We start from the raw sequence: 26,209 nt of genomic DNA on the forward strand, positions 1-26,209 counted from the left end.
TGTCAACGACAGGAAGGACGTGATGGTGGCTCGCAAAGGTCGTGCTCAGAAGGGCGAATCAGACGTCGAGCTGCTCGCCCACCGCATAGTCGAACACAACTCTTCTGTGTGGCTGGACCCGCATGACGACGGTAGCGAGAACGGAATGGTCGACTACCGGGTCTTCGACAAACCCGAGATCGACGAGTGTCGGCGGTGCATCGGAGTCCTGGAGGTGGGTTCGATTACCAACTCGGACTACCGCAGCTCTGTTGGCCAATACCGGCGGCGGTTCAAGGGGTTCGACGATTCCACTCTGTCTTGCAGTTGGGCTGTCATGTGTGAGTTCGGCGTGACTTTTCAGGGCTTACAGGAGCGATTGACTCCACTGCTCCGCAAGCTGGAGGACAAGGGCGTAGATACCCTTGTCCGAGGCAGACGAGATACCAGCACGGTGGAGCTCGACCGCGAACTCACCGCCATCGCAGGAGTTGTCCAGATAGTTCGGACCCGCGAAGGCGAGCGCTCAACGCGAGTGGCCATAGACTTCATGTCGCATGCCAAAGGGACCACGACTCCCGACAGCACGCTCGAGGTCGTCGAGGCGTTCCTGGCCAGTGACGATAAGGACCCAGTCGGTATCCGCAGAAAGGTCATGTCGGAACCGGAACTCCCCTATCACGGCGTGTACCTCCACCTCGACGGTGCTCCAGAGCCCGTGCCGGACTCGCAGTTCGGCGAGTACCGTCACTTCGCGGCGCCGCTCCAGTTCGACCTGATGCCCACCCGTTCACCCAAGCTGCCCGAGGGGTTCACGGACCTGTGGCTCGTCGGGAGGTTCGGACAAGGCTGGCACTGGGACCGCGAGTCGGGATGGACCTTCGTCGCAGCTCCCCCGTTCGGCCCGCAAGAGCAGCCCTGATCCTTCGGACGCCGGCCGCGTGCGCTCGGGGGGACCTGGTCAGAAGTCGAAAGGAGCGAAATTGGGCGTAGTTCTACGCCCCGGCTGCTTCGCAGCCCGGCGAGTCCGGCGCAGACAGTCGTCCGTTGCCAGCTCAGCCAGATACATGGATGGGTTTGCGAATCGATACGTAGGAACTATCAGGTAAGGCGAGGTCGCCGAACTCATCGGTGTCGCTGCGCCAGGTCAGCGAAAGCAATGAATCTTCGATGATGTCCGGCTCGGGATCGGTGTCTACGACGACCCATTCGTCAATGTCCTCCATCAGCAACAGGTCCCCGAGTGCGACATCGGCGGCGCGAACATCGCGGACCGGACCGTACTGGTCCTCGTAGGTGTCAGGTGAATCCTCCGGTATGTCGAAGACCTCGGCGCCGCCGCCCGCCGGTATCTCTGGTTCGGTTGCTGCTGACTCTTTGACCAGGGCTAGTCGAGCGCGTGAGGACTCCGCCCGAGCGGCGGAGGATTCGAGTTGTGGAGCAGAGAGCTGGTCTAAGAACGAGGCGGCATCGGTTGCGCCGGCGGCTGTCGGGGTGCGGTAGTCGTTGAGCTCTACCGCTGCTTCGTTGGTGGGCTCGGCGCGGCCCCCGAGTAGCCCGAGGAGCGCCGTCGGCGACGCGAGACGCCGATCGGTTTCGTGGGTCATCTTCGCTCTTCTGAGTACCGGATCGAGGTCGGGTCGGTCGCTGGCCAGTACCCATTCGGCTTCGATGTAGTCGAAGTATGTCAGCGGTGCCGGTTCTGACATGTCGTCGGTGGCGTCGATGTCCGGAAGTTCGTCCGGTGGGACGATCAGCAATCGTGGATGGCGTGTTATCGGGGGTCGGAGGGTGTCGAGCAGATCGGACTCGAAGGTGCCGGCTCGCGTCTTGCGTGGGTCGGGTACGCGGTAGCACTGGATCTCGATGGACTGATAGTTGTCGGTGACGGTGGTGCCGCGGCCGCGGCACTTGCGGGGCACGCTGGTACCGATCGTCGGTGATTGCCACATCATGAGTGCCCCTTGTGGTGAGAGGCGGCCCATGGAGATGCGCATGGCGAAGTTGTCACGCATGTCGCCGAGGAAGTACTGCGCGTCGGGACGCTGAGTTCCGAAGACTAGATGCACTCGCGAGGTTCGGGCCTTGCGTGCCATCGACGCGAGCATGTTGAGCACCGGTGGCTGTCGGGCGCCACCTTTCGGTTTGACCCTGGAGTACCAATCTTCGACGTTGCCGCGGAACTCCGCCCATTCGTCGAGAAAGACCAGTACTGGTTCGAAGTCCGCTTCTGTCGCCTCGCCGGTAACGATCTTCTGGTAGCGGAACTCCATGAGATCGCGGGCGCGATGGACCAACGCCACTTGCTGCTCGATGGTCGTAGCGACGACTTGTACGTTGGGCCAGTCCTGGAATCCCAGGAATTCGACGTACTTGCCGTCGAGGACCCAGATCGGCCATCCACGTCGCGAGAAGTTGACCAACAGATTGTGTGCGGTCACGGTCTTACCGCTTCCGGGTGGGCCGATCAGCATCAGATTCGGGTCGATCGCCGGCCGCCACACAACCTCGTTGCCGTCTTCGTCGATTCCGTACGGAATTTCCACCGAGTCGTAACTGGCCAAGAGATCGGCCCCGGGGTCGAGGTCCGGTGCCGGCAACCAGACACTGTCCGGGAATGCTGTACGTTGCTCGAATCGAACCCAATCCGTTTCAAGGTTCCACCGTGCTCGCCAGCGACCGGGCAACGTCGCACTCATTCCTCGTTCGACGCGGGTCCGGTAGCCATCCGATTCCAGTTTCGGACCAAGTTCGTGACGTACTTCCAATGAGGTCACTTCGCCCGTTTCGGCGGCGACGTCGATCGCGGTTACGGTCGCGGTCGGGCCCAACAGCTGGGCGATGATCCGCTTCGCGCGCACAACCTGGTCGCTGTCGGAGACTTCTCGTTCCGGCTCGGCAGCGGGCCTGAAGATCAGGCGCCGGCGGGCGGGGTCGTGCTTGTCGAGTTCGAAGAAACCCCACCCTTGATCTTCGAAGACCCCGCAGATATCAGCGAGCCACGTCTCGTCATTCAGTGCCTGTGTCGAGTCGTAGTGCACGGTGAGTTTCCCCGGAAGTCCCGGCCATCCACGACTCCATTTCGACGTCGACAGCACCGCCCGGGTGGCCTCCGGCAGTCCCACGATCGGGCACAGCCTTTCGATCACCTCGTCGACGTCGACATCGCGAAGCTGCTTACGTTTGCCGGCTACTCCGGCGTAGACGGCAGCGATCGACAAGCCCGCCGCGGCGGGCATCGCGAGGGCGCTGTATCCGAACAGCGGAGCGGCGGCGCTGGCACCGACCGCGGTGGTACCCAAACAGAAGCTGTCGCGAAGCCAGGTGTGCGGCCGCGGGGGCAAGGAACTGATTCGGGGAGAGCGTGCGAACCGCGCACCACTTTGCTGCGGAGGTGTGGTTGTCATCGCCAGGCCTCGTCTTCACCAGTCGCCGAGGAGAGCACGGGCGTGCCGGCACCGCGATTGCCTTCCTCTCGCCGATTCGTACTACCTGACTCCGCGTATCCAACTGCCGATCCGTGCCGCGGCCACCTTGCGTTCGCAGTTCGCTGATCAGTTCGCATTTCCACGCTGCTCCCTCCTGCGCGAGCGAGCACACCACCTCGCCGCTGATTGATCTCTCCTACTCGGAGGAAGATCCCGGTAAGGGAGCTTGTGTGACACGCGCTGGCCAAGTTTTCTGGTCCGTGCTCGCTCCACAGCGCTCATCGCCTCATGTTGGAGTCCTCTGGGAGGCGTCCCATCCTCATCCCATTGACCCGACTGTAGGTTCTCGTTGGTTCGTTCGTTCTGGTCGGCTTTGTCCTGGGCATTCGAAAGCCTTCTCGCCCTTCGTTCGGACGTTCTTTCGCGTTGGCCGTTCGATTCCTTGGCCGGTTGAGCCCGTGGCGTGCTGCGCGCTGTCCACCATCTGTCGGATGTGAGCTGGTAGTAGGCGACGCCGAGTTCGGGGCCGCTGCGGCTTCTCGGCAATCGTTCGGATCCGAACGAGGTCCGAACGATCCGTGAGAATCTGAACTTTCCAACGAGAACCCACACCGGTGTCCTCTGTCAGCGAATCGTCCTTGCGCTGGACCCCTTGACCTGCGGTGAGGAATCTTGAGTGGCGAACCGGACTTCGTTGAAGCTGCTGCGGGGCCGGGGGTCTGGTCGACTTCGCCATTGGATCTTGCTTGATTTCGCGTGGGTATCCGTGGTGGAGGATTCCCGGGGCGAGACGGGTGACCGTTCGGTGGTGGTGCGCCGCGACCGACGTGCCCGGCGCCGACGATCGGCATCACGGCCGTTCACCTGGCCCAACATGTGCGGGGTTTGTGCAGACGCGGACGCTTCCCGATCGGTGAAACAGAATGGGGTGCCATGGACGATGTGGAGTTGGTCGAGCAGGTGCGGCGGCGGTGGGAGCAGGGTGTCCCGCCGAAGGTGATCGCGCGTGTTCTGGGCGTGCGGCCGTCGGTGGTGGCGCCGTTGGTGCGCCGAATCGCTGCCGAGGCGCAGGCGTCCCGAGGATTGGGGCGGGTGCTGGGTTGCTGGGTCAATTGCGGCTGGAGTGTCGGGCTGGGCCTCGAGGGTCATCCGGAGTGGGCGGAACTGGATGCTCCCGCCGGTGAGGTCGAAGGCTTCGCGCAGGTGTTGGTGGCACGAGAGGGACGGCGTGGTCGGGCGACGCTGCGGGGCTACCTGGCCGACGTGCACTGCCTGGGGGTGAAGAACACCCGTGACCCCGAAACCATGGATGCGGGCAGGATCCCCACCGCCGTCCGCAGGTACTACGCGGCGTTCGACCGTCCTGCGGTGGAGATTCCGATCGAACTCGGCCGTGAACTGATCCTGGGGGCGGCGGCGTATGCGCGTGGGCTCGGTTTCGAGCCCGCGGACGCGTTCGATGGTGATGCCGCCGCGTTCCTGGGTGAGTGGGACGGGTCGGGCCAGATCGAGTTCGGGAGGGACGGTCAGCCGTTCTACCTCAACGGGCCCTACGACAATTCGGCTGCTGTCATTGCGACCCTCGAGCGGTCCGTGGGTGCGGGGAACTTCCACTTCTCGGTGGCCGCGGGACCGATGTGACCGCCACGAACAAACCCGACGTCGAGGGGAACGCCCGACTCCATGGGCGGTGAGCCGAGCACCAGCCAACGCCGGCACGCGAACGGCAAGCACCAGCCGGACACCACAGACGGACCGGCATCGGCGTTCGATGGGATCGTGGTGGGCGAGCGGGTCGATGTTCGCCTGTCGGCTTCACCGCAGGCGGCGCCCCGTACGGGTGTTTCGAGACGAGTCGGACGACGACGCATTCGACGGTGTCGCCGCCGATCCGTTCGGCTAGCCCGGCACGCGGCCCCGGGCCGGTCGGCGCATCCTGTCCGGCCCACTCGACTCGACCCGGTCCTACATGCGCGCTCTCGACCGCCGGCACCCACATTTCGAGTGTGGCGGTGCCGAAAGTGCATGCCGAGACCCGATTTCGGTTGGTTCGGCGGGCCTCTGTAATCGGCATGAGCGATCACCTCTACCGGTGGCTGCTTCGCCGGCACGCACCGGACCTACGTCCTAGCATCGGCCACGCGCCACCATCCAGCCGAATCAGAACGAGCAAACCGTAGTGGCAGAACGAGCAGCTCGGGCAAGATTCACTGACAAAAAGGAAGATCAACTGTCACAGGACAACCGACCTTGCGACACCGCCATGCCGGTACGGCAATCCCCGATGTCCCGACTCAGTGAAACTGATGCCGCAACGAAGCTCTGACCAGTGATGCATCAGATTGGCCGCGTCGGCTTCTTCGCGCGGGGCTCAACCAATCTGATGCACATGGAACGGCGGCCTGTTGTCGCGATTCTCCTGGTAACGCAGCAGGCGCCATCGGAGCGCTGGTCAGGGAACTCCGCATCAGATCCACTGCGCCGGGCATCAGTTTGACCGCCGCCGGCATCAGATTCACTGAGTGGACATCAGATGCACCGAGCCAGGACACCCGTGTCCTGACTCAGTGGATCTGGCGAGATCGCAGCGGCCGAACCTGCTGTTCGCCAGGTCTATTTAGTCGCCGCGGCGACTTCGGACTCAAAGAACGTGGCAAGCATGGAACTCGGTGCCTCGATTCATTCCCGATCGCGGGTGACCACCTCGGATTCGCCAGGTTCGCTGAGCCGTCCGCCAGATAGACCGCCACACTCGCCAGATTCACTGAGTCGTCGCCACCTTCACCGAGTCAGGACAACCCGATTTACACCCACCACCCCCTTGACACGTGGGTTACGCTCCGATCAGCGCAACGAAGAGAGCATGGATCGGAGCGAAGACCCCGCGTAGGGGTATATTTCCGCTCAGGCAACAACCCATCTCACGCGTGTTGATCGTTCCTTGAGCCTCGCTTGCGTACCTGTACTTGGCGCGATGCCACTGATCTCGCTGGTCTCGCACACCGATCGCGAACCCGTCCCAACGCCGTCCCGCCACCGTCGGCATCCGGTACGGGTTCAGCCGACAGTGCTCCTCTGAACGAACAGCTTGGCGTTGCCGCTCGCTCGCGGCAGGTGCTCCTCCAGTCCGAGTAACGCTGCTGGCCCGGCAGCAGTCAGTTACCCTAGGCCTGGGATGCAGTACGAGTTTCACGAGTTTCAGAAAGCGCCAACTTTCGACACTCACCTCAGAGAAAAGTGACGGCCCGGCCAAGGCCATAAGCGGAGGACCTGCCAAGTCCTCCTCGCGAAAACACCCCCGCCAGGGGGTTTTTCGTGTCTCTGAACGTCTGCGCTGATCCCGAGGCGGGACCACTTACCCCTTATTGCCAAGGGGTCGGACTTCACCCGGGACGGGCATGAATTCGCCACATGAATTCGCCTCACCCTGCCCGAGTGCGCACTTTCCACTACTACCGAGCGGTGGGTGGCCGGCCTTGTGCCGGGCGTCGGGCAATAACGTCCGAGCGAGTGTCAGGCCGCCAACTTCTTCATGTGCTCACGCACGGCCGGCACGTATGCCTGGGTCTGGCCGAATGGCGGAATCCCGCCGTAAGTGACGACGGCACCCTCCCCGCCGTTGTAGGCGGCGATGATCAGATCGGTGAAGTCGCCTGTGACGGCTCCACTGTCGTGATGCGGTCGAAGGTAGTCGGCGATGTGGCAGAGATAGCGCCCTTCCGAGGCGATCGCGTCGTACGGATTGAACGGGTCGGCAGCGTTCGGTGGTTCCGCTTTTCCGTTTCGATCTAGACCGGAATCCGTACCGAAAGCCTTCCAGGTCTCCGGCATGAACTGACTCATTCCTTCGGCGCCGCCCTCGTTTACGCCATCGCCCTTACTGACGGCCTTTTCGTTGAACCCGGACTCTTGTTGAACGATGCCGGCCACCAGAACCGGACTCACCTCTGGGCACAGAGACCCAGCAGCCGAGACTGCGTTGGTGTATTGCGGCGGGATGCTGCCAGGGGCGAACTTGGTCTGATCACCGACCTCTGGCGGGCACGGCTCCGTGGTGGTCGTACCGCCCGGAGCGCTGCCGTAGCGGGTCTCGGCGGTCGGCATCCCGCCGCCCTCAAGTGTCACGTGTACGTGGTCGAAGTGGTTTGCGGTGTAGCCGTGCCGGTCCTCCATCAGCGACCAGTCACCGGTGCCATCCCAGTAGCGCTGGTGCCAGATCAGGTACTCGACGTTGAGTGCCACTTTGTTCTGTTGGAGGTACAGGGCGATCTTGTCGCCGAGCGCCTTCCCTTGGGCGCTCGCGGAGTCGGGAATCATGATGTCGACCGCGCGGCCGTCGGGGTGGTCCTGGGCGACGTCGTCCGTGGGGCGCCATCCGCCGATGGTGGTGATCTCGGGGAAGGCCACCGCGATTGTGCGCATGACGCGGATGGAGTCGACCTGCATGTGCGCTTCGCTGCCTTCGTCGGCGGGCAGCGGTGGTAGGTCTCCACCGGTGGAATCGGTATGTGCGACCAGCTCTGCCGGTCCTCCATTGGGCGAGATGGTTCCTTGTTGTTTGAGCCACGGAATGGGATCTACTCCGCCGCCCAGTGACCAGCCTCCGGGGTAGATGCCGAAGTGAAGATGCGGTCCACTTGACTGTCCTTCGCTGCCCACCTTGCCGATCAGTTGGCCCGCTTTGACCTTGTCTCCGGTGTGGACGAGGACCCCGGACGCCTGCATGTGCCCGTATAGGGATTCGACGATCTGGCCCTCGATGGTGTGCCGGATCCGAATCCAGTGTCCGTAGCCGGCGGCGGGCTCTGCGGCGATGACTTCGCCGTCACCGGCGGCGTAGAACGGGGTGTCCAGTGGTGCTGCGTAGTCCTGGCCCTCGTGCATGCCTCCCTCGCGCATACCGAAGGGTGAGCTGATTGTGTAGGTGCCTTCGGCCATCGGGACCGCGAGGGATCCGGGCTTGATTCCCATGAGGCTGCCGCCCCCGGCGTCTGGCACAGGTCGACCGCAGTTCGTGTCACTACCGGTCGTCGCGAGGATGACCAGTATCGGAGCCATCATGATGACCATGGCGAAGGCGGGTATTCCGGCGAGCAGCCACCACCACATTTTCGAGCTGCCTTCCTGTGTGTCCGGGGTCGACGGTGGTGTGTCGAGGAGCGTCATCAGCGAGCTCGGTGGGCCAGTGCGCTCGGCTTGACCGGCGCGGATCCGGACTGCGCTGCGGCAGCGAGCAGCTGAGCAGTCTTCGACCCTGAACCGTTGGGGATCCCTGTTTCAGGAGAGGCGGGTCTGGCTGGTCGCGGGATGCGGCTCGGTGTAGTCGGCAACATCACCGGCGCCCCAGATGTGGTGGTGAATTCGCGGAATCGGCGACCGTCAGGGCTACTGGTCGTCGTGGCCGAGGCGCGGACCTGGCCAGGATTGGGGACCGGCAATGACGGGGCGACCCCGATGGGGTGCTTGATGCCGGCCTTGTCCGACACCGCCGTTTTCGACAGTCGACTCCGGACAGCGTCGGCAGCAGCGTTCGTACCGGCGGTTCCACGACCGGTCTGGGCAACGACCGTGCCTGAAGTGGACTTCGGGTAGCTGTCGGGATCGGCGATCGAGTCGACCTTGTTCTTCGCTCGCTTCGCCGTCGAGGAGAGGACCCGTCCGGCAACCAGCACTGCAGCTGCCCCGCCGGTTGCTGCGGTCGACGTGGCTCCGGCGGCGACTTTTCCGGTCGTTGCCGCGGCAGTGCCGGACTTCTTCGCTAGTGCTCCTGCCCCCTTCACCACGGCCTTTCCGCCCTGGTACATGTGGCGTCCGTTGGCGGCCATCGCAGCGATGTCGCGCGCTGTGGTGGGCGTTGAGCGACTAATGGCGGTCGGTGCGGCGTTGGGCCGTTTAGCCAGAGTTGTTGCCAGGTTGTCCGACATTCGCTTCATTCCCTTGACCGCTCGGCGGAAGAGGAGAAGCGCGGTGACCAGGAAGATGTCGACGAAGAACACCGTGCGGATCAGGTTCGATTCGTCTGCAGCGAAGAGATCCTCGACGACCATGACGTATCCCACGAGGAAGACGATGGCGAAGATCATCTGCAGCAACGCCATTGCGACGTTGGCAATGGTCCGCCAGAACTGCCCGCGCATCGAGGGTGCGATGGCGAGGACGACTCCTGGTATCGATTTGATGGCATTGCCGATCGAGACACCTGCGGCGATGATCAATCGGCCAGCGAGGTAGATCGCGAAGGCCATGAGGAGTGCGCCGGCGAAGATCAGGAAAAACAGGCCCATTGCTTGTCCGGGACCGGGGTTGTCGGCATAGGCCTTCATCGGCCCGTCCTCCCCCTCACATTTGGCGATGGCATCTTTGACGCGGTCTTCCGGTTTCGCGTCGGGATTGATCAGGTCAAGGGCTACGCCTGCCCCAGGGGCGATCTCGGAGACGACGTCCTGCGCTTTGTCCGCGAGTCCAGGCTCCTTTGGCTTCGAGAGGTACGCGGCGTCGAACTCTTTGACGCATTTCCCGTTGTTTTCCGGGGCATCGAGAACGACTCCGAAGTTGATCAGTTGCGTTGGTTGGCGGATGAACGTGTCGATGAGTTTCGATTCGATCGTTTCGATCTCTGTCTGCGGGTTTCCGCTGGTATCACCGCCGTTCGCCAGCCCTGAGGCGACTTCCAGGCCGGCATCTCGCGCCGACAGCACCAGCCCGTCGTCCCCGAGGACGCGATCGACCGGGTTCGAGAGAACGCCCACGGCCGCGGCCGCGATGACGCAGGACATGAGGAGCTCGTAGATTCCGGTGGAGAATCGGCCGCGGATGATCCAGGTGGCGACGCTGAGTCCGGCGACTGTGAGCATCAGCGGGGTCAGCGCGAACTGGTCGGTGATGGAGGTGACCGAGTCGGCGATGGTGCGCACGGGCGTGAGGATCAGCTCGAGCCATTCGAACGAGAGCACCCAGGTGATGAACCAGATGGCCGTTGCCATCAGGAAGCGGAAGACCTCGTATTCGAGGGTGATGATGTACGCCCAGATCATGCGCCAGCCGCCGCCCACCGAGGCGTTGCCTTTGTCGATGGACAGGAAGTAGCCCCACGCGTCGATGCCGTGCGAATCTTTCAGATTCATCCAGGCGAAGAACGGGCTCGCACCGCCGCCGCCGGCGGGATCGGCGAGAGCCGGGGTGGCCACGATCATCAAGATGGCGCCGGCCGCGTGCCAGCCGGCGATGAGGCGGATGAGTAGCCGGCTCCACCAGCGTGCCCACAGCCAGCGGGTTACGGGACGGGTCAGGTGGATCAGTGCGGTCAGCCAGGATTGCGGAATCCATGCGGTGACAAGCCACAGCAGTGAGCGTTTGGCCGCGGCGCGGACACTGAAATACTCCCGGGGTTCGGGGGCGCCGACCACCTCCCGTTCACGGGAGGACGCCGCGGCCGCGGTCATGCTTTCACCAGCTTGGTGTCCTTCGGAGTGGTCGACACTGCAATTCGGCGAGACTCGGTTGCCGGCAGCAGCGTCTTGATACGACCGACGTTTCCGCTGCCATCGCGCATGTAACCTTCACCGCGGCGGTGAGGTTCGACGTATTTGTCTTTTCCGGTTACCGGAGCTGTCTGCTCCATGTATTGCTTGACCAGTCCGTAGTCGTCCGGGTCGAGGCCGAGCCATTCAATGGCGCGCTTGGCGAGGGTTTCGTCTGTATGACGGTGCGCGATTCGGGTCTTGATCAGTCCGCGCAGCTTCGGGGTGCCGAACGCGCAGTCCTGGTCGCCGAGTCCCACCGCGGCAGAGGACTTGCGGCCCTGCAGCACGAAGTCCTCGACGATGTCGACTCCGTCGTCGGCGCCCAGGAGGTGGTGTGCCTCGTCGACGAGGAACAACGCCATCTGGTCGGGGTCGGCGAAGCACTGTCCGCGGGCGACCTTCGCGATCAGGGTGTACACCGCGTGACCGAACCGCTTCTCCAGCGGCAGGTTCTCATAGAGGTGCTGCTTCTCGGTCTGCAGCTGGGTCGGCAAGTCGACCTTGTGGGTGCGGAAAATGATGCCGGGAGCAGTAATGGGCAGCGGGGGTAGATCTTTGCCGAACAGTGCCGCCGCGTAGGTGCGGCGGGCGTAGACGTTCATCGCTTCGCCGAGATCTTGGGCGTGGGCGATCGGGCAAGCACCGGACAGGAGGTGTTCGGTCAGCTCGCCCAAACCCTGGTAAGGGTGCTCGGCGCGGTATTCGGGCTCGAGCACCTTCGCCAATGCGATGCCCAGGTCTGAGGATGGCTGGATCCGGAGCAGTGTCAACAACACGGACTGGGCCATTTCTGCTGCGAGTCCGGCCTCGAAGATCCTCAGTGGATCCATGCTGTATTCGGGTTCGACGAGGTCGACCACGACTGCTTCGGTGACGGCGCGGGCCCAGTTGGCGTACTCGCCGAGATCGCTTTGGTCGATACCGATGACCTGACCGCCGCAGTCGACGACCTGGCCGGCGATCACCTTCATGGTGACCGACTTGCCCGATCCGAGCTCACCGGTGACCGCAAAGGACCCGGACTGGTCGCGCAGCGACTTTCCGGCGACGTCGTGGTGCACCACACCGATCCGAGAAGTGGTGATGTTCAGTGCCAACAGCGGACCACTGCCATCGCCGAGATCGTTGCGAATGAACGGCATGTACGCCGCGAAATGCGTCGACGTGGTGATCTGCGCGAACTCGCGGACGATCTTCGAGGTGGGAACGCCAGGCAACATCGCCCACCACAGGTCTTCCTGGTAGCCGACCGGCGCGACCACCTTGTAGTCCTGCTGTTCGAACGCTTTCACCAATGCCTTCGCATCAGCGAGTGCACGCTCCTCGGAATCAGCTCCTACCGCGAACAACGCCGTCCAGGCAACCTCGACCTCATCGCGGTTCGTCTCGAGCAACGAGGTGTATTCGGTCAACGCGGCGGCAGCGAGGTCGAGAACACCTTGGCCGCCGGCCAACTCTCCTTCCCGCTGTTCGTACTGCTCCTTCAGGTTCTCGAGCGCGCGCTTGTTCGCTCGCATGACATCGGCACCGGCGGTGACCTTGAGCCGTACGGCAAAATCGACATCGATATCGCCGAAGTCGTCAGCGAGGGTGAAGAACTCCGAGCCGGGGAAATAGACGCCACCGGCGGGGGTGTCAGCGAGCGCGAGGAGCACTTGGTAGGAGGCAGGGTGGTCGACGAATTCGTATGGCTGGTCCACTTTCAGGACCCGACTGAACGTCGGGACCTTGCCTCGCCAACCCGGCGCCTTCTCTCGATCCGATTGGGCGCCCTCGTCGATCCGGCATGCGGACAGTGCGGCACCTGACTTTGCTCCTGGCGTCACGGCTGCGTCGGGCAGGTCAGGGTCGATATGCAGTCCGCGCGTCATCGCGTGCTGCCACAGCCACATCATCTGAGCGGGAGTGGCCGGTTGCGCATCGAAGACACCGGGGATGTCGGCCATGATCCGGTTGGCCTGCCGGACCCGGGCCCGGATCTCGTCATCGCCAATTGCGGTCCGCGGCAGCCCGATGTAGTCGGAGAGTGTGGTCCAGGCCGAATGAGCCGCGGCCTTGACCTGATCGACGACCTTGGGTGTGGTCAGCGGAATGCTCAGCCAGTAGATCCGCTGCCCCGGGCGGTATAGCTCGATCGAGTCGAGAGTCGCTTCGCATTCGGTTGCCCAGTCCGGGTGTGCATCGAGATCGACGCCTTCGGTCATTCGGGAAACGACGGCTTCGGCGCTCAACGATGCTGCGATGCCCATCAACAGTGACTCGCCCGGAAGGGCGCGGACGAGCATCGTGTGCAGGGTACGAGCAGTGCGCTTGTCCACGTCGGGGCGGTAACCGTAGTCGATACCTGTGAGCACGTAGTCCGCCCAGACAACGCCGGACTTCGTCCACCGGATGTTCGCGGCCATTGACAGTGTCGGCTGTTCCATAGTGGCGGTGCTTTCTACTCGGAGGTGCCTGCAGCAGCCAGAGCGAGAAGTTCCTTGACGCTCGATCGGCCGGCGCGATGGGTGGGTCCGCTTGCCGGTGTGGGCACCGGAGCGGAGGTCTGCGGTCGTGGTGCGACAGGTTCTGCCGATGCGGTTTCGGTGACCTCGGCGGTGGCGATGTGCACGGCCTGCGGGACGACCGTCGTGGCGCTGAGTTCGGCGGCCGTGGGGTCGGCAGTGATGTAGCCACTCGGACGCACGAGGTGGGGTGGCCGGATGGTCACCCGGCGGCCGTTGATCTGGATCTTGGCACCGGCCGGCGCGAAGGCTGCGGCGCAGATTCCCTGTGCCACTGAGGCGGGGCTCCGGCCGGCAAACCGGAGTTTACCGACGACAAGGACGGTGCCCAGTGACCAGAAGGCGAAGAATCCGACGTTCCAGGAAATGCTGTCCCGAAGCCACAGGGGATGCAGGAGCCACAGGAGCCCTCCGACGATTGCGCCGCTGACGGCCTGCGGAACGGTGTAGGGACCGAACGGCAGCTTCTGTCCCTCGGGTGTACGCCCGATCAGCTGCGGCACCTTGCGAGCGCGGGTGAAGTTCTTGATGACTTCCCCGGTGGTGCGCTCGTCGCTCATCGCAGCACCGGCCCACTCGTGACTTCATGCCGGCGAAGCCGCGAACCCGCTTCCGCAGTGCTAGCTACATCGAACATTGGAGCCTCCTTGTCGAGGTCGGTCGCGCAATGAGGTCATTGCAGACAAGCGTCTTTCAGCCGGTGCGAACGAGCGGAGATCACACGGGAAGGTCTAAGCCGGAACTCGGCTCGGCCACGAGGTGCACCGCGGCGGGAGCGCTCTCCAACTCCTCACCTGTCGAGTCCTTCAGGACGTCCATGTTGAAGACGACCCACAGTGCTGCTCCGCCGATGAGCGCTGATGTGATGAGTCGGGCAACTGTGAATGAGGCCATCAGATTCTTGAGAAGGAAGAACACAACGAGGCAGCCGGCAGCCGACTGGAGGAGCAGCTTGCCGTCGCTGGTGAACTCCTGCGCCTTGTCGAAAAGCCCTACGGCGAGGACTGCGTTGTTGGGATCGGTGGCGGCGAGCGCAATGGACATGATGGGTTACCTTCCGGATGAATGAGGATCGGTTCCTGACGGGGAGAACAACGGCATGTCGCCGGCAGCCGGCACTGAGAGTGCGGGGGTCTGCCCTGATTCAGACGATGCGGACTCCGGGGCCCCCGCACTTGGTGTGGTCGAGCTCGGTGCGGTCGTTGACGAGGATGGTGTTCGGGGTGCCGCCGGCGGGTACAACGGCGTTGCGTCAATTGCGATGACCTCCCACCGACCGCCGCGGGAGGTCATCGTCAGCGCGTACTGCCCACTGACCGAATCGACCTCGGTGACTTTCTGCGCTGCCGTCACCAGGAGGCGCACCACATCACCGTCAGGCAGCGGTGCCGATGCACTGGCAGCACTCAGGTCTTCCGACGAATAGACATCGGTGATTGCCACGCTGCGATACGGCGCCGGAACAATCGGGGCGATCGAAACCCCCGGCGTGAGATAGCGCGCTACTTCCCCGTTGCCGGTCAACATCGCGGACAGGAACTCGTGCGCGGACGTGGCGATGGGATGGTTGGCGACCCGGTACTTGTAGCCGAGCTTGACGTCGATCGACGTTGAAGGGGCAGCTACTTCGGCGGGGAGTGCGGCGGCCCTGACGCCCGCTTCTGTGACCACAACCGGCACCTGAAAGTAGCGACGAACTGTGGCCGCATTCGCATCCGTGGCGGCTCGAACTGTCACCGAGACCGTCACCGCGTATGTCCGTGACTTCTGCTCGTAGTCGATCGACGCGACGGCCGGATCAGTCGCTGCAAACAACGGCGCGGTCGGAAGGCTGGGGCTTCCCGAGACGAAATGATCGAGTTCTTGTTCATTCCCACGCGATGCCTGGAGCCAGGCAACGACGAACTGCCGAGCAAGATCTTCGGCTTTCGCCTGACCGACTGTGTCGACGTCTGCGGTGTCTTCGGTGGCGTTGTCGGTGAGGTTCGGGGTGGGCGAGGATCCGAAGACGACGAGGATCAGGGCAACTATTCCGGCGCCGAGTGCGGCGAGGATTCCAGCCCTGATAAGTCGGGTGGTCCACACCTGCCGAAGGCCCCACTGTGCACGCTCCGCGCGCGCCAACTCCTCGGCTTCGTCGACAACGGAGTCGACGCTATTTTCAGATGCGCGATCGGTCTTGCTCTTGGAGCTGCGGCCGAAGTTGTTGATTTTCGCGAGGCCGATGTTCATCGGATGCCGGCTTCCGTCGTCGGGTCGGACGTTGCGCAATCGGGGACGGAATCCGCGATGTCGAATGCGGACGCCCGCGACAGCGCGGCGCGCGCGGCTGGCGCTTCGACGAACACCAACAGCCACAGCGAAGTGCTCGCCTCTTCATCGAGAGGGTTCACCGCCAGGGCTGCCGCGACTCGGCGGATCTCCTCGGTGACGGCGTGCACGTAGCCGAGATCGTGCAGCTGGGCTTGCAGCGAGTTGTCGAGCTCGTGCATCCGGTCCTCCTGGCGACTGGGGTGTGGAAGAGCGCCACACAGAAAAGTGGGCTTCTACTTGGAGGAAGATCCGGGTCCGGGGGCTTGAGTGACATCGCTCGCGAAACTTTTTTGAAGTTTCTTCTGCAGTCACCAAGGGGTTATTGCCTCAGCCGAAGGAGCGCACGTGAGGGGCACTCCCTGCCCACCGCCGCACAGCCGGAACCTTCACGGCAACAACGCCCTGGCAATAACGACAACCCCTCCGGCAACAACAAACACGCAGGTCAGAGGCAATATCCGGTTGCTGTACTGGGCGCGAGACCACCTCGCCCGCGCCCAGAGGAGACCGATCGTGGAAACGTCCACCCACGCACCCACCGCCACCACAGCGTCATCGGCAACGCCGGTTCGCAGCACCGCGCCGAGCAATCTGTACAGCCGCTTGAACACCGAGTGGATGTACCTCTGCGCTCGCCCCGCAGCCGCCGCCGAAGTCTTGACGTGGTCGGTGAGCCAGGACGCGCTCCGTGAGGTCGCGGATCTCAACGATCTCGCCGCGGCGCACCGCCGAGATCGTGATGGTGTGCTTCTGGCGCTGCTGACACTGCATCAGGAAGGAAGCTCCCTTGCCGGGCGAGCGCTACTGCAGCTGATGCTCGGCAAGCTCATCTCACTCACGCGCCACGCACGGGTCAGTGGGCACGATCGGTATCACGCGTGCGATGAGAGAGCGGCCTCCACTGTGGCCACGTTCATGTCACTGATCGCCACCTACAGGCCCTCCGGTGCGAACGTCTACGCGGCACTCTTCCTGCACACGCTGAAGAAGATCACGCGCGAGGAAACCTTCGCCCAGGAGATCCCCGCCTCCGATGTCATGGACGAGTCCGACAGTGCTGAGAACGAGCCGGAAGCGGATATCTCTGCTCCGGCTCTGCTCACGTGGGCGGTCGAAAAGAAGGTCATCAACGACCTCGATCGCACCCTGATTCAGCGGGCATACCTCGAACAGACCGATTGCGACCTGGCCGTGATTGCCGCGGAGATTGGGATGACTCCGGCAGCGCTTCGCCAGCGGCTCTACCGCGCGGTCACACGCATTCGCAAAAGTGTCGTCGCCTCCAACCAGCCGACTCCTCGGCCCCGGTTTGCACGCGGTCGTCGTCGGACTGCAACGACGACCGCGGCGATCTGATGACCCGTAGTCTCGCGCCTCTGTTCACCGTCATGGTCTTCATCGCGGCGGCGATTCTTCTGACCGAAACGTCCGTGCTCCTCGAAGCGACGCGAGAATTCGATGCTGCACTCACCCACCCCACAATCGCTCGTCTCGGACTGCTCGCCGAGTCCTCGCATGCAATGAGCAGAGTCGCTCTCACTGTCGCTGACTTTCTCCCCCGCGACATCACCACTCATATCGACAGCGGTCGGGTCATCATGCCGGCGCTGTATCGCTGACGAAAAGAGAACACTTATGACGCACCTTCACACACCAACTTCTGAGGACGGTCGCACCAACTCTCGCGCCCGGGTGCCCCTGCTCGTCGCCTCCTTGCTCACTGCACTCCTCGCCTCCCTCATCGCGGTTGTGTCGCCAAGTCAGGCCGAGGCGGCGCCGGCATCCTCGGGCTGCCCGGCAGTGGAAGTGGTGATGATGCCGGGGACATTCGAAACGGACTCGACCGCTAATCCTGACGTCGCGAAGGGTCTGCTCAAGCAGGTCACCGATCCTCTTTCCCAGCTGTTCGGCAGCTCCATCAAGATCACCTATCCGGCGTACGAAGCGTCCGCCTTCAACAAGGGCAAGACCTATGGCACCAGTAAGGCATCTGGCATCGGAGCCGGTGCGCGCGTGATGCAGACTCATGCAACGCAATGCCCGAACACTCTGTTCGCACTCGGCGGCTACAGCCAGGGTGCGGACGTTGCCGGCGACTTGGCATGGTTGATCGGACACGACAAAGGTCCAATCCCGGCAGAGAAGTTGATCGCTGTCGGTCTTGTTGCCGACCCACGGCAGAGTTCGAATGGCGACAACACTCTCGTCGGTCCTCCCGTCGACGGTGTCGGGATCGCGGGGGCCAGGCCGGGCGGGTTCGGAAAGACAGCCGCAGTCACGCGTTCGTACTGCGCCCCCGACGACCTCTACTGCTCGACCAACGCCGGCAAGGATGGATTGCTCGCAGGACTTGGGCGAGTGCTTGCCCAGCCTCCGACTGCTTCCGGTCCGCAGCAGAGCGATGGATCTCAGCCCACCACCGCGGGTCTGCAGAACGCCTTGGTGTCCGACTACTCGAAGGTCAATCTTCCGGGATTGGCCGGCAACATCGAGACCCTGCAGCAGCAGCTGCAGTCCGGCGCTCCGGACCTGGAGAGCATGGAATCGGCGGCGACAGATGTAGCCAACACCCTTGTTCCGGTGGCCGATACGACCAGCTGGGTAACCCAGAATCCGGCCGTGGAACAGACGCTCATGACTGCGGACGCTTCGACTCCCGAATACGCCGCCGGCCAGATCGTCGACAAGGTCAAGGGCATCGACCTGAAGAGTGCATTTCAGGCCGCGGACACCATCGCGCGGACGGTTCAGAATGCCTCCACGCCGGGTCAGGTGCAGCAGCTGCAGACATCGGTGGACACCTTGTCCACTCAGGTCTCCCCCTTGGCCGCCACTCCGGCTGATGGTCTGTCACTCGCTGCGGACACACTCTCGATCATCAAGCCGAGCGTGCTCATCAACCAGGTCACGCACATCGGGACGAACGCATTCGACCTCGCCAACAACATCCCTGCAGTCCTCGACATCTTGTTCAACCGGATCCCGCACATTGTTCTCGATCCGGGTCTCGATCCGATGGCCAAGGTCAAGGCTGTCCACGCCGAGTTCGACCGCATCAACGTCCTATTCGAGCCACTCATCAAGCTCGCCGCCGGACTCGACTACAAGACTGCTGCGGCCCTGATCGCGATGATTCCCGACCCATCCGGCGCCGCACAGATCATCTCGATGATCGTCGGCCTCGTCGGGAACCTCGACATCATCGGTCTGGCCAACACCGCCGGCGAACTCCAAAAGCAGCTCTGGCACGCCATCGAGACCGGCGACATCATCGGAGCCGGCCTCAGCGCACTCCCCCACATCCTCGATTTCGCGAAGATCGCGGTGGGCACACTCAACGGTGGCCAGAAGACCGAGGCGCCCAAGCTCGGTTCAGTGTCTGCGTCCACGACGACCGGACAGCAGATCACCCAGCAGTCACACGCTGGGGACCTTGGAGGGCTCGCCTCGAGCCTCACCGCATTGGCAGGCTCTGACGGTGCAGACGCCCTCTCCCAGATCGGTGCTGAAGGGCTCAAGTTCGCCTCATTCATCGGGTCCGGAACTCACCAGAACTACGGGGAGCTCGTCGTCGATTCATCAGGCACAACGGCCCTACAGGACATGACCAACCACTTCCGCGATCCGATCGCCAAGGCCGTGGCCTAAACCGGTCGTTCATCATCGAAATGGCGGTCGTCCGACATACGTCGACAGAACAATGGCCGGCCACCCCGACACTGCGTCGCTGCGTCCCGCCTCGTCCGGTCAACGCATGGGATCAGTCGTGAAGTATAGGGATATGCGCTAGTTCGAGTGTCTCTCATTCGAATCGATTCCGAGACAGACAGGCGATCACTCGATACCGTCCCGCCTCGGGGTCCGCCGTTCTCGGCGTCTCGGGGTTCCTCGCCGCTAGCGCTCGCTGTCTTCCGGGAGAAGGAATTTACGCAGCAGCTTGAGCTGTTCCAGGATCTCGTCGTACGTCACAATCTTCACGTTCCGTGAGTTTGCTCGGTACATCTCGAACGACTTTTGCTCGTCATCCGAGGATGGAGTTCGCCCGATAACGACGAAGCACGACACCGCGTATGCCTCCAGATCCGCCCGCGAAGCCAGTTTCAGGCCCGCGAAGGAAGTCATCAGTTGATACGCCTGATCCATCACCTGCGTCACGGCGCCGCCGAGATCTTTGGACGGACCGAACACACCCCCTCGATACTCCTTAGTGTTGAGCAGTGACGTCGACGGCTTCTTGATCTCCACCAGCGCAACATTATTGGTCAGTGGATTCTTGAGGAGGTAGTCGGCAACCTTGCCGCCACTACCGGCGAATCCGACACCACCGACAGAGGCACTCGACTGAAAACTGACCATTGGCGTGCCGAACACCTGCTGGAGTGCAAAGGCGTTGTTATCGAAGAAGTTCTGCCAGAACCCCTCCTTCTTGCCCCTAGCCAGGGCATCTTCGTAGGACTGAATGAGTCGATCAAGATTCACGAGCTCGATGTCACGGTGGAGCTTGAGAAACGTCTCCGGCCGTGTCCGCGCCAGTGCAGCGGACTCGGATGCGAAGGTGTCGATCAGCGCGTCCTGCTCTTGCTCGGTCAGTTCCTTGACGCCATCAGCGGCCTTCGTCAGCACCTGCGACACCGGGTGGCGGCCGAGGCTGTATACCGCCGGCTCCAGGCTGAGGGTAGAGGCCAGTGCGTTATGAACGAATGCATCTTTGACGCGCGCAGCACCGTCGTAACCGCGGCTGTTGATTCGCCGGATCTCTGAAAGAATTGCCTCGAAGCGCTCCAGGCCGAGGAGCAGCTGCTTCCCGGCCACCGCGACGTTCGTTCCTCCCATGAAGTAGATTTCGTCGCACTCGGTGTGCTTCTCGATCAGTCGCACGAGGCGATTGCAGTCCTTGACCAGCCCCAGACCAAATTTGTAGTCCGTGACGAAACCGCTCGGCAGCCACTCGAGAAGAAGCTCCCTGAAATCAACAACGCCGACGTCCGTATCCGGCACGCTCATCGTCAACGTGTGAATCTGTGGGTACTTCGGCTCAAGATACTTCTCGTTGTCCGGAAACGTGTAGATAGGGAAGATACGCAGCTCCGAACTGTCACCCGAGAAGTTGAGTATCCGCGTCCCGTCAGCAGCACTTGGGTCGTCGTCGGGAGGATCGAGCGGGACGAAGAATCCGTCCACCTCATTGTCATGATGTCGAACGTCAAGTCGGGCCTTAACATCCTGGTCACTGCCGTATCTTCTCACCACGATGTGAGTGTCTCATCATTCGGCATCCCCGAAGCCGTCGTTTCTGATGGCGGTGATCGCAAGCGTAGGTCAGGCCGCCCGCCCTCTATTCCTCTACTCTCCGACCATGGGAAACAGAAAGAATCAGGGTGAAGAGAACCGACACGGGTTGCGCCAAGGGCTGCCACCGGGATATCGCAATGCCCTGGCCCCGCAAAGAGCCGAGGGTGCTTTGACCGCCTTCCAGACGCCTTGTGACTGCACTGTGCGATACCCAACCGTCCTTGTCGAGGACGCTATTGCAGCGAGGGCTGCCCATGCCCTACCCGCATTGTGCGACCACGGCACTGGCCACATCCTCACCACTGAACCGGATGGAGCCCACATTCGCATCTCTGGCGGCGCAGATGCAGTCGCCGAGATCTACATTGCGATCCCCTGGCCGCAGCAGGTACTCCGTTTCCCCGGTGGGTATCCGGACGGTCATGCCTGTAAGCGAGCACCGTCCACCGAAGCCCTACGGTCGTACTTCGCGAACCTCAAGAATCCTTAGCGGCGCCCGCCACTTCGAACAGAATGGCCGGAGGAGGACCCCGCCGAGTGCCGACGGGGTCCTCCTCGCCCGGGCCATCCGGGGCAAGAGCCTGTTGTACGCAACGCACCCACTGCCAGACTGAGTAGATGGGCGACTCCGCCGTCAACGTGAAGCAGCCAGATCTCGCGAACCTCGTCTCCGTTCGGCTCAGTCAGCTCGGCGACAGATACCAGGCCGCGTCACATCTCGTATCGTCCGCGGCTTTCCAGGTCGGCTTCGTCCGGCTCGCGGCCGGGATGGCCGAATGGTCGCACGAGCCGGAGGGACACAAGCAAATGCAGGAGCGCCTCTCGAACGAACAGTTCAACATCCTGATGTTGGCGCCGGTCGACTACGCCTCACGTACAGCGATGACATGTCTGGACCTCTGTGCCGCAGCGGCCTATCGGCTGCGAAAGTCTGGCCAATACGACGCCCACGGGGGCAGGGAATCAGATTTAGATCACCTACGTGATGCTAAGAGCCATGGTGTTCGGCTGCACGCCGAACAGGAACGCTGGCGCGCGGAAGTCACTGGATCGGCGGCTCGGAGCCTTCTAAAGCGGACGCGTGACATCGTCCACCCATCGACCGATCTCGGAGTACTCAATCGTCGGCAGCGATCAGCCGACCACCTCGATCGAGATCGATGGACAACGATACGACGGAGTCGCTCTAACTTCTCGTTTCGCTCGATTCGCCGAGACTCAATACGAGGCGTTCGTCCAAGCAGTTCTTGCTGACTTTCCCACTAATCGGACGAAGACAACGGGCTAGTCGGGCACAGACCCCTCTGAGCCCCGGTGGGCAAGACACCAATTGAGAACGAAGCAGTCCAGAACCGCACCTACCCTGCACGCCACGGCTCTCCCTTCACAGTTCGAATACCGTGGTCGCGATCTGTTCGTCGTACACGTGACGACGTCAGTAGGCGGTGACGGTATTCCCCAGGTGTCCATGGCCATGAGAAAGTCCCCACTGGTGGCCGAGTAACGGTCCCCGGTGGTGGCCAGATGAAAGTCCCCGCCTCGTGTTCGTCGTGATTCCCACCGGAACGCCAGGCCTGAGCGGTGAAGGTGAAGGTGCCACCCAGTCACCTGTCACCGCCCAGGGAGTTCCATTGAAGTCTGCGAAGGACCGCATGGACATCATTTCCGCCTACCGCGAGGTCGGCACCTACCGAGGCGCCGCCGAGATGTGCGGCACCACCCACAAAACCGTCCGCCGTGTCATCGAACGATTCGAAGCCGGCGACACCCCGCCCCCACGGCAACCCCGCCCCCGCAACTACGACACCGTCACCGAGATCGTGGCAGAACGCATCGCCTCGTCCCGAGGCAGAATCTCCGCCAAACGCCTGCTCCCCATCGCCGCGGCCGCCGGATACACCGGTTCGGACCGCAACTTCCGCCGCCTCGTCGCCGACGAGAGAACCAAGTGGCGCAAGAACAATCACCGCGGCCGCCGTCCCGCCGTGTGGACACCGGGTGAATACCTGGTCATCGACTGGGCCACCCTCGGTGCCGGTCTGCACCTGTTCTGCGCGGTGCTGGCGTATTCACGGTGGCGGTTCGTCGCCTTCGCCACCGACGAACGCGCCGCCACCACCTTGACGTTGATCGCCGAGGCCCTCGCCGCGATCGGCGGGGTGCCCACCAAGGTCCTGGCCGACCGGATGGCCTGCCTCAAAGGCGCAGTCGTGGCGAACGTGGTGGTCCCGACCCCGGACTACGTGCGGATGGCCACCCACTACGGGTTCCGTCCCGACTTCTGCCACGCCGCCGACCCCGAGTCGAAGGGCGTCGTCGAACACCTCGTCGGCTACGCCCAACGCGACCTGGTCGTCCCGCTGCTCACCGACGCCGACCTGTCCGGCCGACCGGTGAACCTGGCCGCCGCGAACGCCGCCGCGAAGGCCTGGTGCATCGAGGTCAACACCCGGGTGCACACCGAGATCGACGCGGTCCCCGCCCAGCGACTGCGCGAGGAACAGGCCGTGCTCGGGCCGCTGCCGTCGCTGCGCCTGCAGATCGGGCCGCCGCCGGTGACCCGCAAGGTCGACAAGCTCTCCTGCATCCGCTTCGGCTCGGCCCGCTATTCGGTGCCGACCCGCCTGATCGGGACCACCGTCACCGTCACCGCCGGCGAGGGGCGACTGCTGATCGCCGACCCCGCCACAGGGGAGGTCGCCGCCGATCACGCGCTCACCGCCCCGGGCACCGCGTCGATCCTCGACGAGCACTACCCGACCCCACGACAGGCTCCCAGTCGTGGTCCGCGACCGAAAACTGAAGTCGAGAAACGATTCTGCGCACTCGGTCCGGTCGCCGAACAGTTCCTCGTCGGTGCCGCCGCGGCCGCCAACACCCGCCTGCCCGCCGAACTCGCGGTGCTCCTGGATCTGCAGGCCGCGCACGGCACCGATGCCCTGCTCGCCGCCCTGACCCGGGCGGTGGCGTTCCGGCGGTTCCGCGCCGACGACGTCCGGTCCATCCTCGACGCCGGCGCCGGGGTTCCCCAACCCCGCCCCGGCGGTGAGGCGCTGGTGCTGGACCTGCCGACCGCCCCGACCCGATCTCTCGACGCCTACGCCGTCACCCGAGAGGAGACCGCGCGATGAGCAGTTCGAGCACCGCCGTTCCGCCGGCGGTCGCGGCGTTGCCCGCCGACCTCGACGCCGGTCTGCGCCGACTCAAACTCGCCACCGTCCGCCGCACGGCCGCCGAGGTCCTGCAGACCGCCAAGATCCAACGCTGGACTCCGGAGGAGGTGCTGCGCACCCTGATCGAAGCGGAGTTGGCCGCCCGCGACGCCTCCAACATCGCCGCCCGGCTCAAAGCGGCCGCGTTCCCCGTCGCCAAGACCCTCGACAGTTTCATCGTCGCCGAGTCCTCCATCCCACCAGCCACATTCGACTATCTGATCGGTTTGGAATGGGTTCGTGCCCACGCCAATCTGGCGCTGGTGGGCCCACCGGGGACCGGAAAATCCCACACCCTGATCGGGTTGGGGATCGCGGCCGTGCACGCCGGGCACAAGGTCCGCTATTTCACCGCCGCCGACCTCGTCGAAACCCTCTACCGCGGCCTGGCCGACAACACCGTCGGCAAGACCATCGACACGCTGTTGCGGGCGGATCTGATCATCGTCGACGAGGTCGGGTTCGCGCCACTCGACGACACCGGCACCCAGTTGCTGTTCCGACTCGTCGCCGGCGCCTACGAACGGCGTTCGCTGGCGGTCGCCTCGCACTGGCCGTTCGAGCAGTGGGGCCGGTTCCTGCCCGAGCACACCACCGCCGCCGGCATCCTCGACCGGCTCTTGCACCACGCCACCGTCGTGCTCACCGACGGTGAGTCCTACCGGATGCGCCAAGCCCGACACGAACGAGGTGAACGCCCCTGATCCCAACCCCGAACACCCCACGAGGCGGGGACTTTCACCTGGCCAAGAGCGGGGACATCACGATGGCCGTTGACACCAGGTAAGGGACATCGCTGCCATCGACACGAGCACCGGAAGGTACTGGAACATCACCTCTCCGAGTCACAGCGAGCCACAGAGGACGCAACTGCGGTACTCGGTCTCCGGACTCTCGCGAGGAGCATGGAGGGGCACATCGCCGGCGGATTCCACCCCGACGAGCACGCGCAATTGCTCACCCGACTGTTCGCCGAGGTCAACCTCTCCCCCACCTGGTATCAGAGCGCTGATATCAGGCAATTGACAGCTGGCGCTCTAGGGATACCACCGACTCACACACCCACTGCCGAACAGACGAGCAACCTCTGGGGCGTTTCGGTGAAGAACGCCCGCCACAGCGCCGCTCAGATGGCAAAGGCGGCCGCCGCTTGCTTCGACGCGCTCGAACATTTCGCAGCTGGGGGGTCAGACTGCCAGTGTCGACCCGATGACGAACTGAGAGCCAGATGCTCCGACGCGATCTCCAGATCCCACCGCGAATCCTCGGAATCTTCCGGCGCCTTCGCGGCCGTCATATTGCACGGTGGTGGGTTCTTGCGGCCCCTCTCGTCAGTGCGATCGATGGTGTCGCCGGAACCGGGACGACCGTCCACTCACTTCTGGCCGTCCCCGTCGCTGTTGCGCCGATGATTCTGCGCTTCGAATCGCGTCCTCCGCAATCGCAGCCTGGACCTCGGGGGCAAGGAGTAACAGCGACAGCCGCCTGGACCGCCAGCAGCGCGGGAACCTTGATGCCGTTCGCCCTGGCGCCGTTGCTTGCGCTCTGGGTAGTCGCGAACAAGAAGTAGGGCTCGTCGGCGCTACTCTGCCGCCTGTGTGCGTTCGTCGTCCCCGAAGAAGTACCCCGTCAGGGCCGCTGTGATCAGATGCGACCGCGACTTCGCGGCAAGATCGATGACAAGTTGATCGATGACATCGAAGTCCGCCTTGAACAGGCGGTATGTCACTTGCGTCTCGGAATCGTCACGTGACGTTTTGGCGCGAATACCTCGGGGTGCGAATAGCCCTCCCCCGATTCGGCCACCGGGATACAACAACTCGGGCAGACGGTCGTGCGTCGCCTCGATCGCGACAATGAAGATCTGACCGTTGGTCATTCCTGTCTGCTCGCGAAGCTGCTCGAGTTTCGCGTGGCACTTTGCCGGCACTCGAACGCTGGACGACTTCCCTCCGCTG

The 26,209-nt window shown here is 63.4% G+C and carries 17 protein-coding genes; 7 read left to right on the forward strand and 10 right to left on the reverse strand.

Annotated features, from left to right (window positions below; translation table 11 throughout):
• Nucleotides 1-145 precede the first annotated feature (145 nt).
• Nucleotides 146-901 carry a hypothetical protein gene (locus tag GFS60_RS38285; protein WP_236603777.1) on the forward strand — a complete coding sequence of 252 codons (756 nt, stop codon included), beginning with the start codon at nucleotides 146-148 and terminating at the stop codon, nucleotides 899-901.
• A 133-nt stretch (nucleotides 902-1,034) separates the two neighbouring features.
• On the opposite strand, the gene GFS60_RS38290 is transcribed toward GFS60_RS38285, so the two are convergent.
• A complete protein-coding gene (locus GFS60_RS38290; RefSeq protein ID WP_159929912.1) occupies nucleotides 1,035-3,386 on the reverse strand; it encodes an FtsK/SpoIIIE domain-containing protein in 2,352 nt (783 codons plus the stop codon).
• 954 nt (nucleotides 3,387-4,340) lie between these two features.
• Between GFS60_RS38290 and GFS60_RS38295 the strand changes: the two genes are divergently transcribed.
• Entirely contained in the window at nucleotides 4,341-5,048 is a 708-nt protein-coding gene (locus GFS60_RS38295; RefSeq protein WP_159929914.1) for a hypothetical protein, read from the forward strand.
• A gap of 1,872 nt (nucleotides 5,049-6,920) precedes the next feature.
• Here GFS60_RS38295 and GFS60_RS38300 read toward each other — a convergent pair.
• From GFS60_RS38300 to GFS60_RS38330, 7 genes are all read right to left on the reverse strand, one after another.
• Nucleotides 6,921-8,573: a M23 family metallopeptidase gene (locus GFS60_RS38300; protein WP_159929916.1), complete on the reverse strand. Its 1,653-nt coding sequence runs from the start codon at nucleotides 8,571-8,573 to the stop codon at nucleotides 6,921-6,923.
• Complete coding sequence (locus GFS60_RS38305) at nucleotides 8,573-10,849, reverse strand: hypothetical protein (protein ID WP_159929918.1); 2,277 nt, start codon at nucleotides 10,847-10,849, stop codon at nucleotides 8,573-8,575. Before GFS60_RS38305 ends, GFS60_RS38300 begins: the two co-directional genes overlap by 1 nt.
• Entirely contained in the window at nucleotides 10,846-13,356 is a 2,511-nt protein-coding gene (locus tag GFS60_RS38310) for an ATP-binding protein (protein WP_159929920.1), read from the reverse strand. Before GFS60_RS38310 ends, GFS60_RS38305 begins: the two co-directional genes overlap by 4 nt.
• A gap of 14 nt (nucleotides 13,357-13,370) precedes the next feature.
• Nucleotides 13,371-13,994: a hypothetical protein gene (locus GFS60_RS38315; protein ID WP_159929922.1), complete on the reverse strand. Its 624-nt coding sequence runs from the start codon at nucleotides 13,992-13,994 to the stop codon at nucleotides 13,371-13,373.
• Between the two features lie 157 nt (nucleotides 13,995-14,151).
• Entirely contained in the window at nucleotides 14,152-14,478 is a 327-nt protein-coding gene (locus GFS60_RS38320; RefSeq protein WP_159929924.1) for a hypothetical protein, read from the reverse strand.
• Between the two features lie 6 nt (nucleotides 14,479-14,484).
• On the reverse strand, nucleotides 14,485-15,666 hold the full coding sequence (locus tag GFS60_RS38325; RefSeq protein WP_159929926.1) for a conjugal transfer protein: 1,182 nt from the start codon (nucleotides 15,664-15,666) through the stop codon (nucleotides 14,485-14,487).
• Nucleotides 15,663-15,926, reverse strand: a complete 264-nt coding sequence (locus GFS60_RS38330) for a hypothetical protein (protein ID WP_159929928.1) — start codon at nucleotides 15,924-15,926, stop codon at nucleotides 15,663-15,665. Before GFS60_RS38330 ends, GFS60_RS38325 begins: the two co-directional genes overlap by 4 nt.
• A 334-nt stretch (nucleotides 15,927-16,260) precedes the next feature.
• Here GFS60_RS38330 and GFS60_RS38335 point away from each other — a divergent pair, with 334 nt between their 5' ends.
• Genes GFS60_RS38335 through GFS60_RS38345 form a run of 3 tightly spaced genes read left to right on the forward strand, consistent with a single transcriptional unit; the run spans nucleotide 16,261 to nucleotide 19,395 of the window.
• The gene (locus GFS60_RS38335) at nucleotides 16,261-17,103 is read left to right on the forward strand and encodes a sigma-70 family RNA polymerase sigma factor (RefSeq protein WP_159929930.1); all 843 of its coding nucleotides are present in this window, start codon (nucleotides 16,261-16,263) and stop codon (nucleotides 17,101-17,103) included.
• A complete protein-coding gene (locus GFS60_RS38340; protein WP_141472935.1) occupies nucleotides 17,103-17,366 on the forward strand; it encodes a hypothetical protein in 264 nt (87 codons plus the stop codon). Before GFS60_RS38335 ends, GFS60_RS38340 begins: the two co-directional genes overlap by 1 nt.
• Before the next feature lie 16 nt (nucleotides 17,367-17,382).
• The gene (locus GFS60_RS38345; RefSeq protein ID WP_159929932.1) at nucleotides 17,383-19,395 is read left to right on the forward strand and encodes a cutinase family protein; all 2,013 of its coding nucleotides are present in this window, start codon (nucleotides 17,383-17,385) and stop codon (nucleotides 19,393-19,395) included.
• Between the two features lie 246 nt (nucleotides 19,396-19,641).
• On the opposite strand, the gene GFS60_RS38350 is transcribed toward GFS60_RS38345, so the two are convergent.
• Nucleotides 19,642-20,928 (reverse strand): Shedu immune nuclease family protein, encoded by a 1,287-nt coding sequence (locus GFS60_RS38350; protein ID WP_236603779.1) that lies wholly within the window; start codon nucleotides 20,926-20,928, stop codon nucleotides 19,642-19,644.
• 1,742 nt (nucleotides 20,929-22,670) lie between these two features.
• Here GFS60_RS38350 and istA point away from each other — a divergent pair.
• Nucleotides 22,671-24,170 (forward strand): IS21 family transposase, encoded by a 1,500-nt coding sequence (gene istA, locus GFS60_RS38355; protein WP_159928376.1) that lies wholly within the window; start codon nucleotides 22,671-22,673, stop codon nucleotides 24,168-24,170.
• A complete protein-coding gene (gene istB, locus GFS60_RS38360) occupies nucleotides 24,167-24,955 on the forward strand; it encodes an IS21-like element helper ATPase IstB (RefSeq protein ID WP_159928378.1) in 789 nt (262 codons plus the stop codon). The genes istA and istB overlap by 4 nt, the downstream gene beginning before the upstream one ends.
• 878 nt (nucleotides 24,956-25,833) lie before the next feature.
• Here the strand turns inward: istB and GFS60_RS38365 are convergent.
• Complete coding sequence (locus GFS60_RS38365; protein ID WP_236603780.1) at nucleotides 25,834-26,130, reverse strand: hypothetical protein; 297 nt, start codon at nucleotides 26,128-26,130, stop codon at nucleotides 25,834-25,836.
• Between the last annotated feature and the right edge of the window lie 79 nt (nucleotides 26,131-26,209).

This window comes from Rhodococcus sp. WAY2, assembly GCF_009859915.1.
Classification (GTDB): Bacteria; Actinomycetota; Actinomycetes; order Mycobacteriales; family Mycobacteriaceae; genus Rhodococcus_F; species Rhodococcus_F oxybenzonivorans.

Excerpts from the sequence above, each read along its gene's own strand:
- GFS60_RS38285 (WP_236603777.1), top strand. The coding sequence starts at position 146 with ATGGTCGACTACCGGGTCTTCGACAAACCCGAGATCGACGAGTGTCGG.
- GFS60_RS38290 (WP_159929912.1), bottom strand. The coding sequence starts at position 3,386 with ATGACAACCACACCTCCGCAGCAAAGTGGTGCGCGGTTCGCACGCTCT.
- GFS60_RS38295 (WP_159929914.1), top strand. The coding sequence starts at position 4,341 with ATGGACGATGTGGAGTTGGTCGAGCAGGTGCGGCGGCGGTGGGAGCAG.
- GFS60_RS38300 (WP_159929916.1), bottom strand. The coding sequence starts at position 8,573 with ATGACGCTCCTCGACACACCACCGTCGACCCCGGACACACAGGAAGGC.
- GFS60_RS38305 (WP_159929918.1), bottom strand. The coding sequence starts at position 10,849 with ATGACCGCGGCCGCGGCGTCCTCCCGTGAACGGGAGGTGGTCGGCGCC.
- GFS60_RS38310 (WP_159929920.1), bottom strand. The coding sequence starts at position 13,356 with ATGGAACAGCCGACACTGTCAATGGCCGCGAACATCCGGTGGACGAAG.
- GFS60_RS38315 (WP_159929922.1), bottom strand. The coding sequence starts at position 13,994 with ATGAGCGACGAGCGCACCACCGGGGAAGTCATCAAGAACTTCACCCGC.
- GFS60_RS38320 (WP_159929924.1), bottom strand. The coding sequence starts at position 14,478 with ATGTCCATTGCGCTCGCCGCCACCGATCCCAACAACGCAGTCCTCGCC.
- GFS60_RS38325 (WP_159929926.1), bottom strand. The coding sequence starts at position 15,666 with ATGAACATCGGCCTCGCGAAAATCAACAACTTCGGCCGCAGCTCCAAG.
- GFS60_RS38330 (WP_159929928.1), bottom strand. The coding sequence starts at position 15,926 with ATGCACGAGCTCGACAACTCGCTGCAAGCCCAGCTGCACGATCTCGGC.
- GFS60_RS38340 (WP_141472935.1), top strand. The coding sequence starts at position 17,103 with ATGACCCGTAGTCTCGCGCCTCTGTTCACCGTCATGGTCTTCATCGCG.
- GFS60_RS38345 (WP_159929932.1), top strand. The coding sequence starts at position 17,383 with ATGACGCACCTTCACACACCAACTTCTGAGGACGGTCGCACCAACTCT.
- istB (WP_159928378.1), top strand. The coding sequence starts at position 24,167 with ATGAGCAGTTCGAGCACCGCCGTTCCGCCGGCGGTCGCGGCGTTGCCC.
- GFS60_RS38365 (WP_236603780.1), bottom strand. The coding sequence starts at position 26,130 with ATGACCAACGGTCAGATCTTCATTGTCGCGATCGAGGCGACGCACGAC.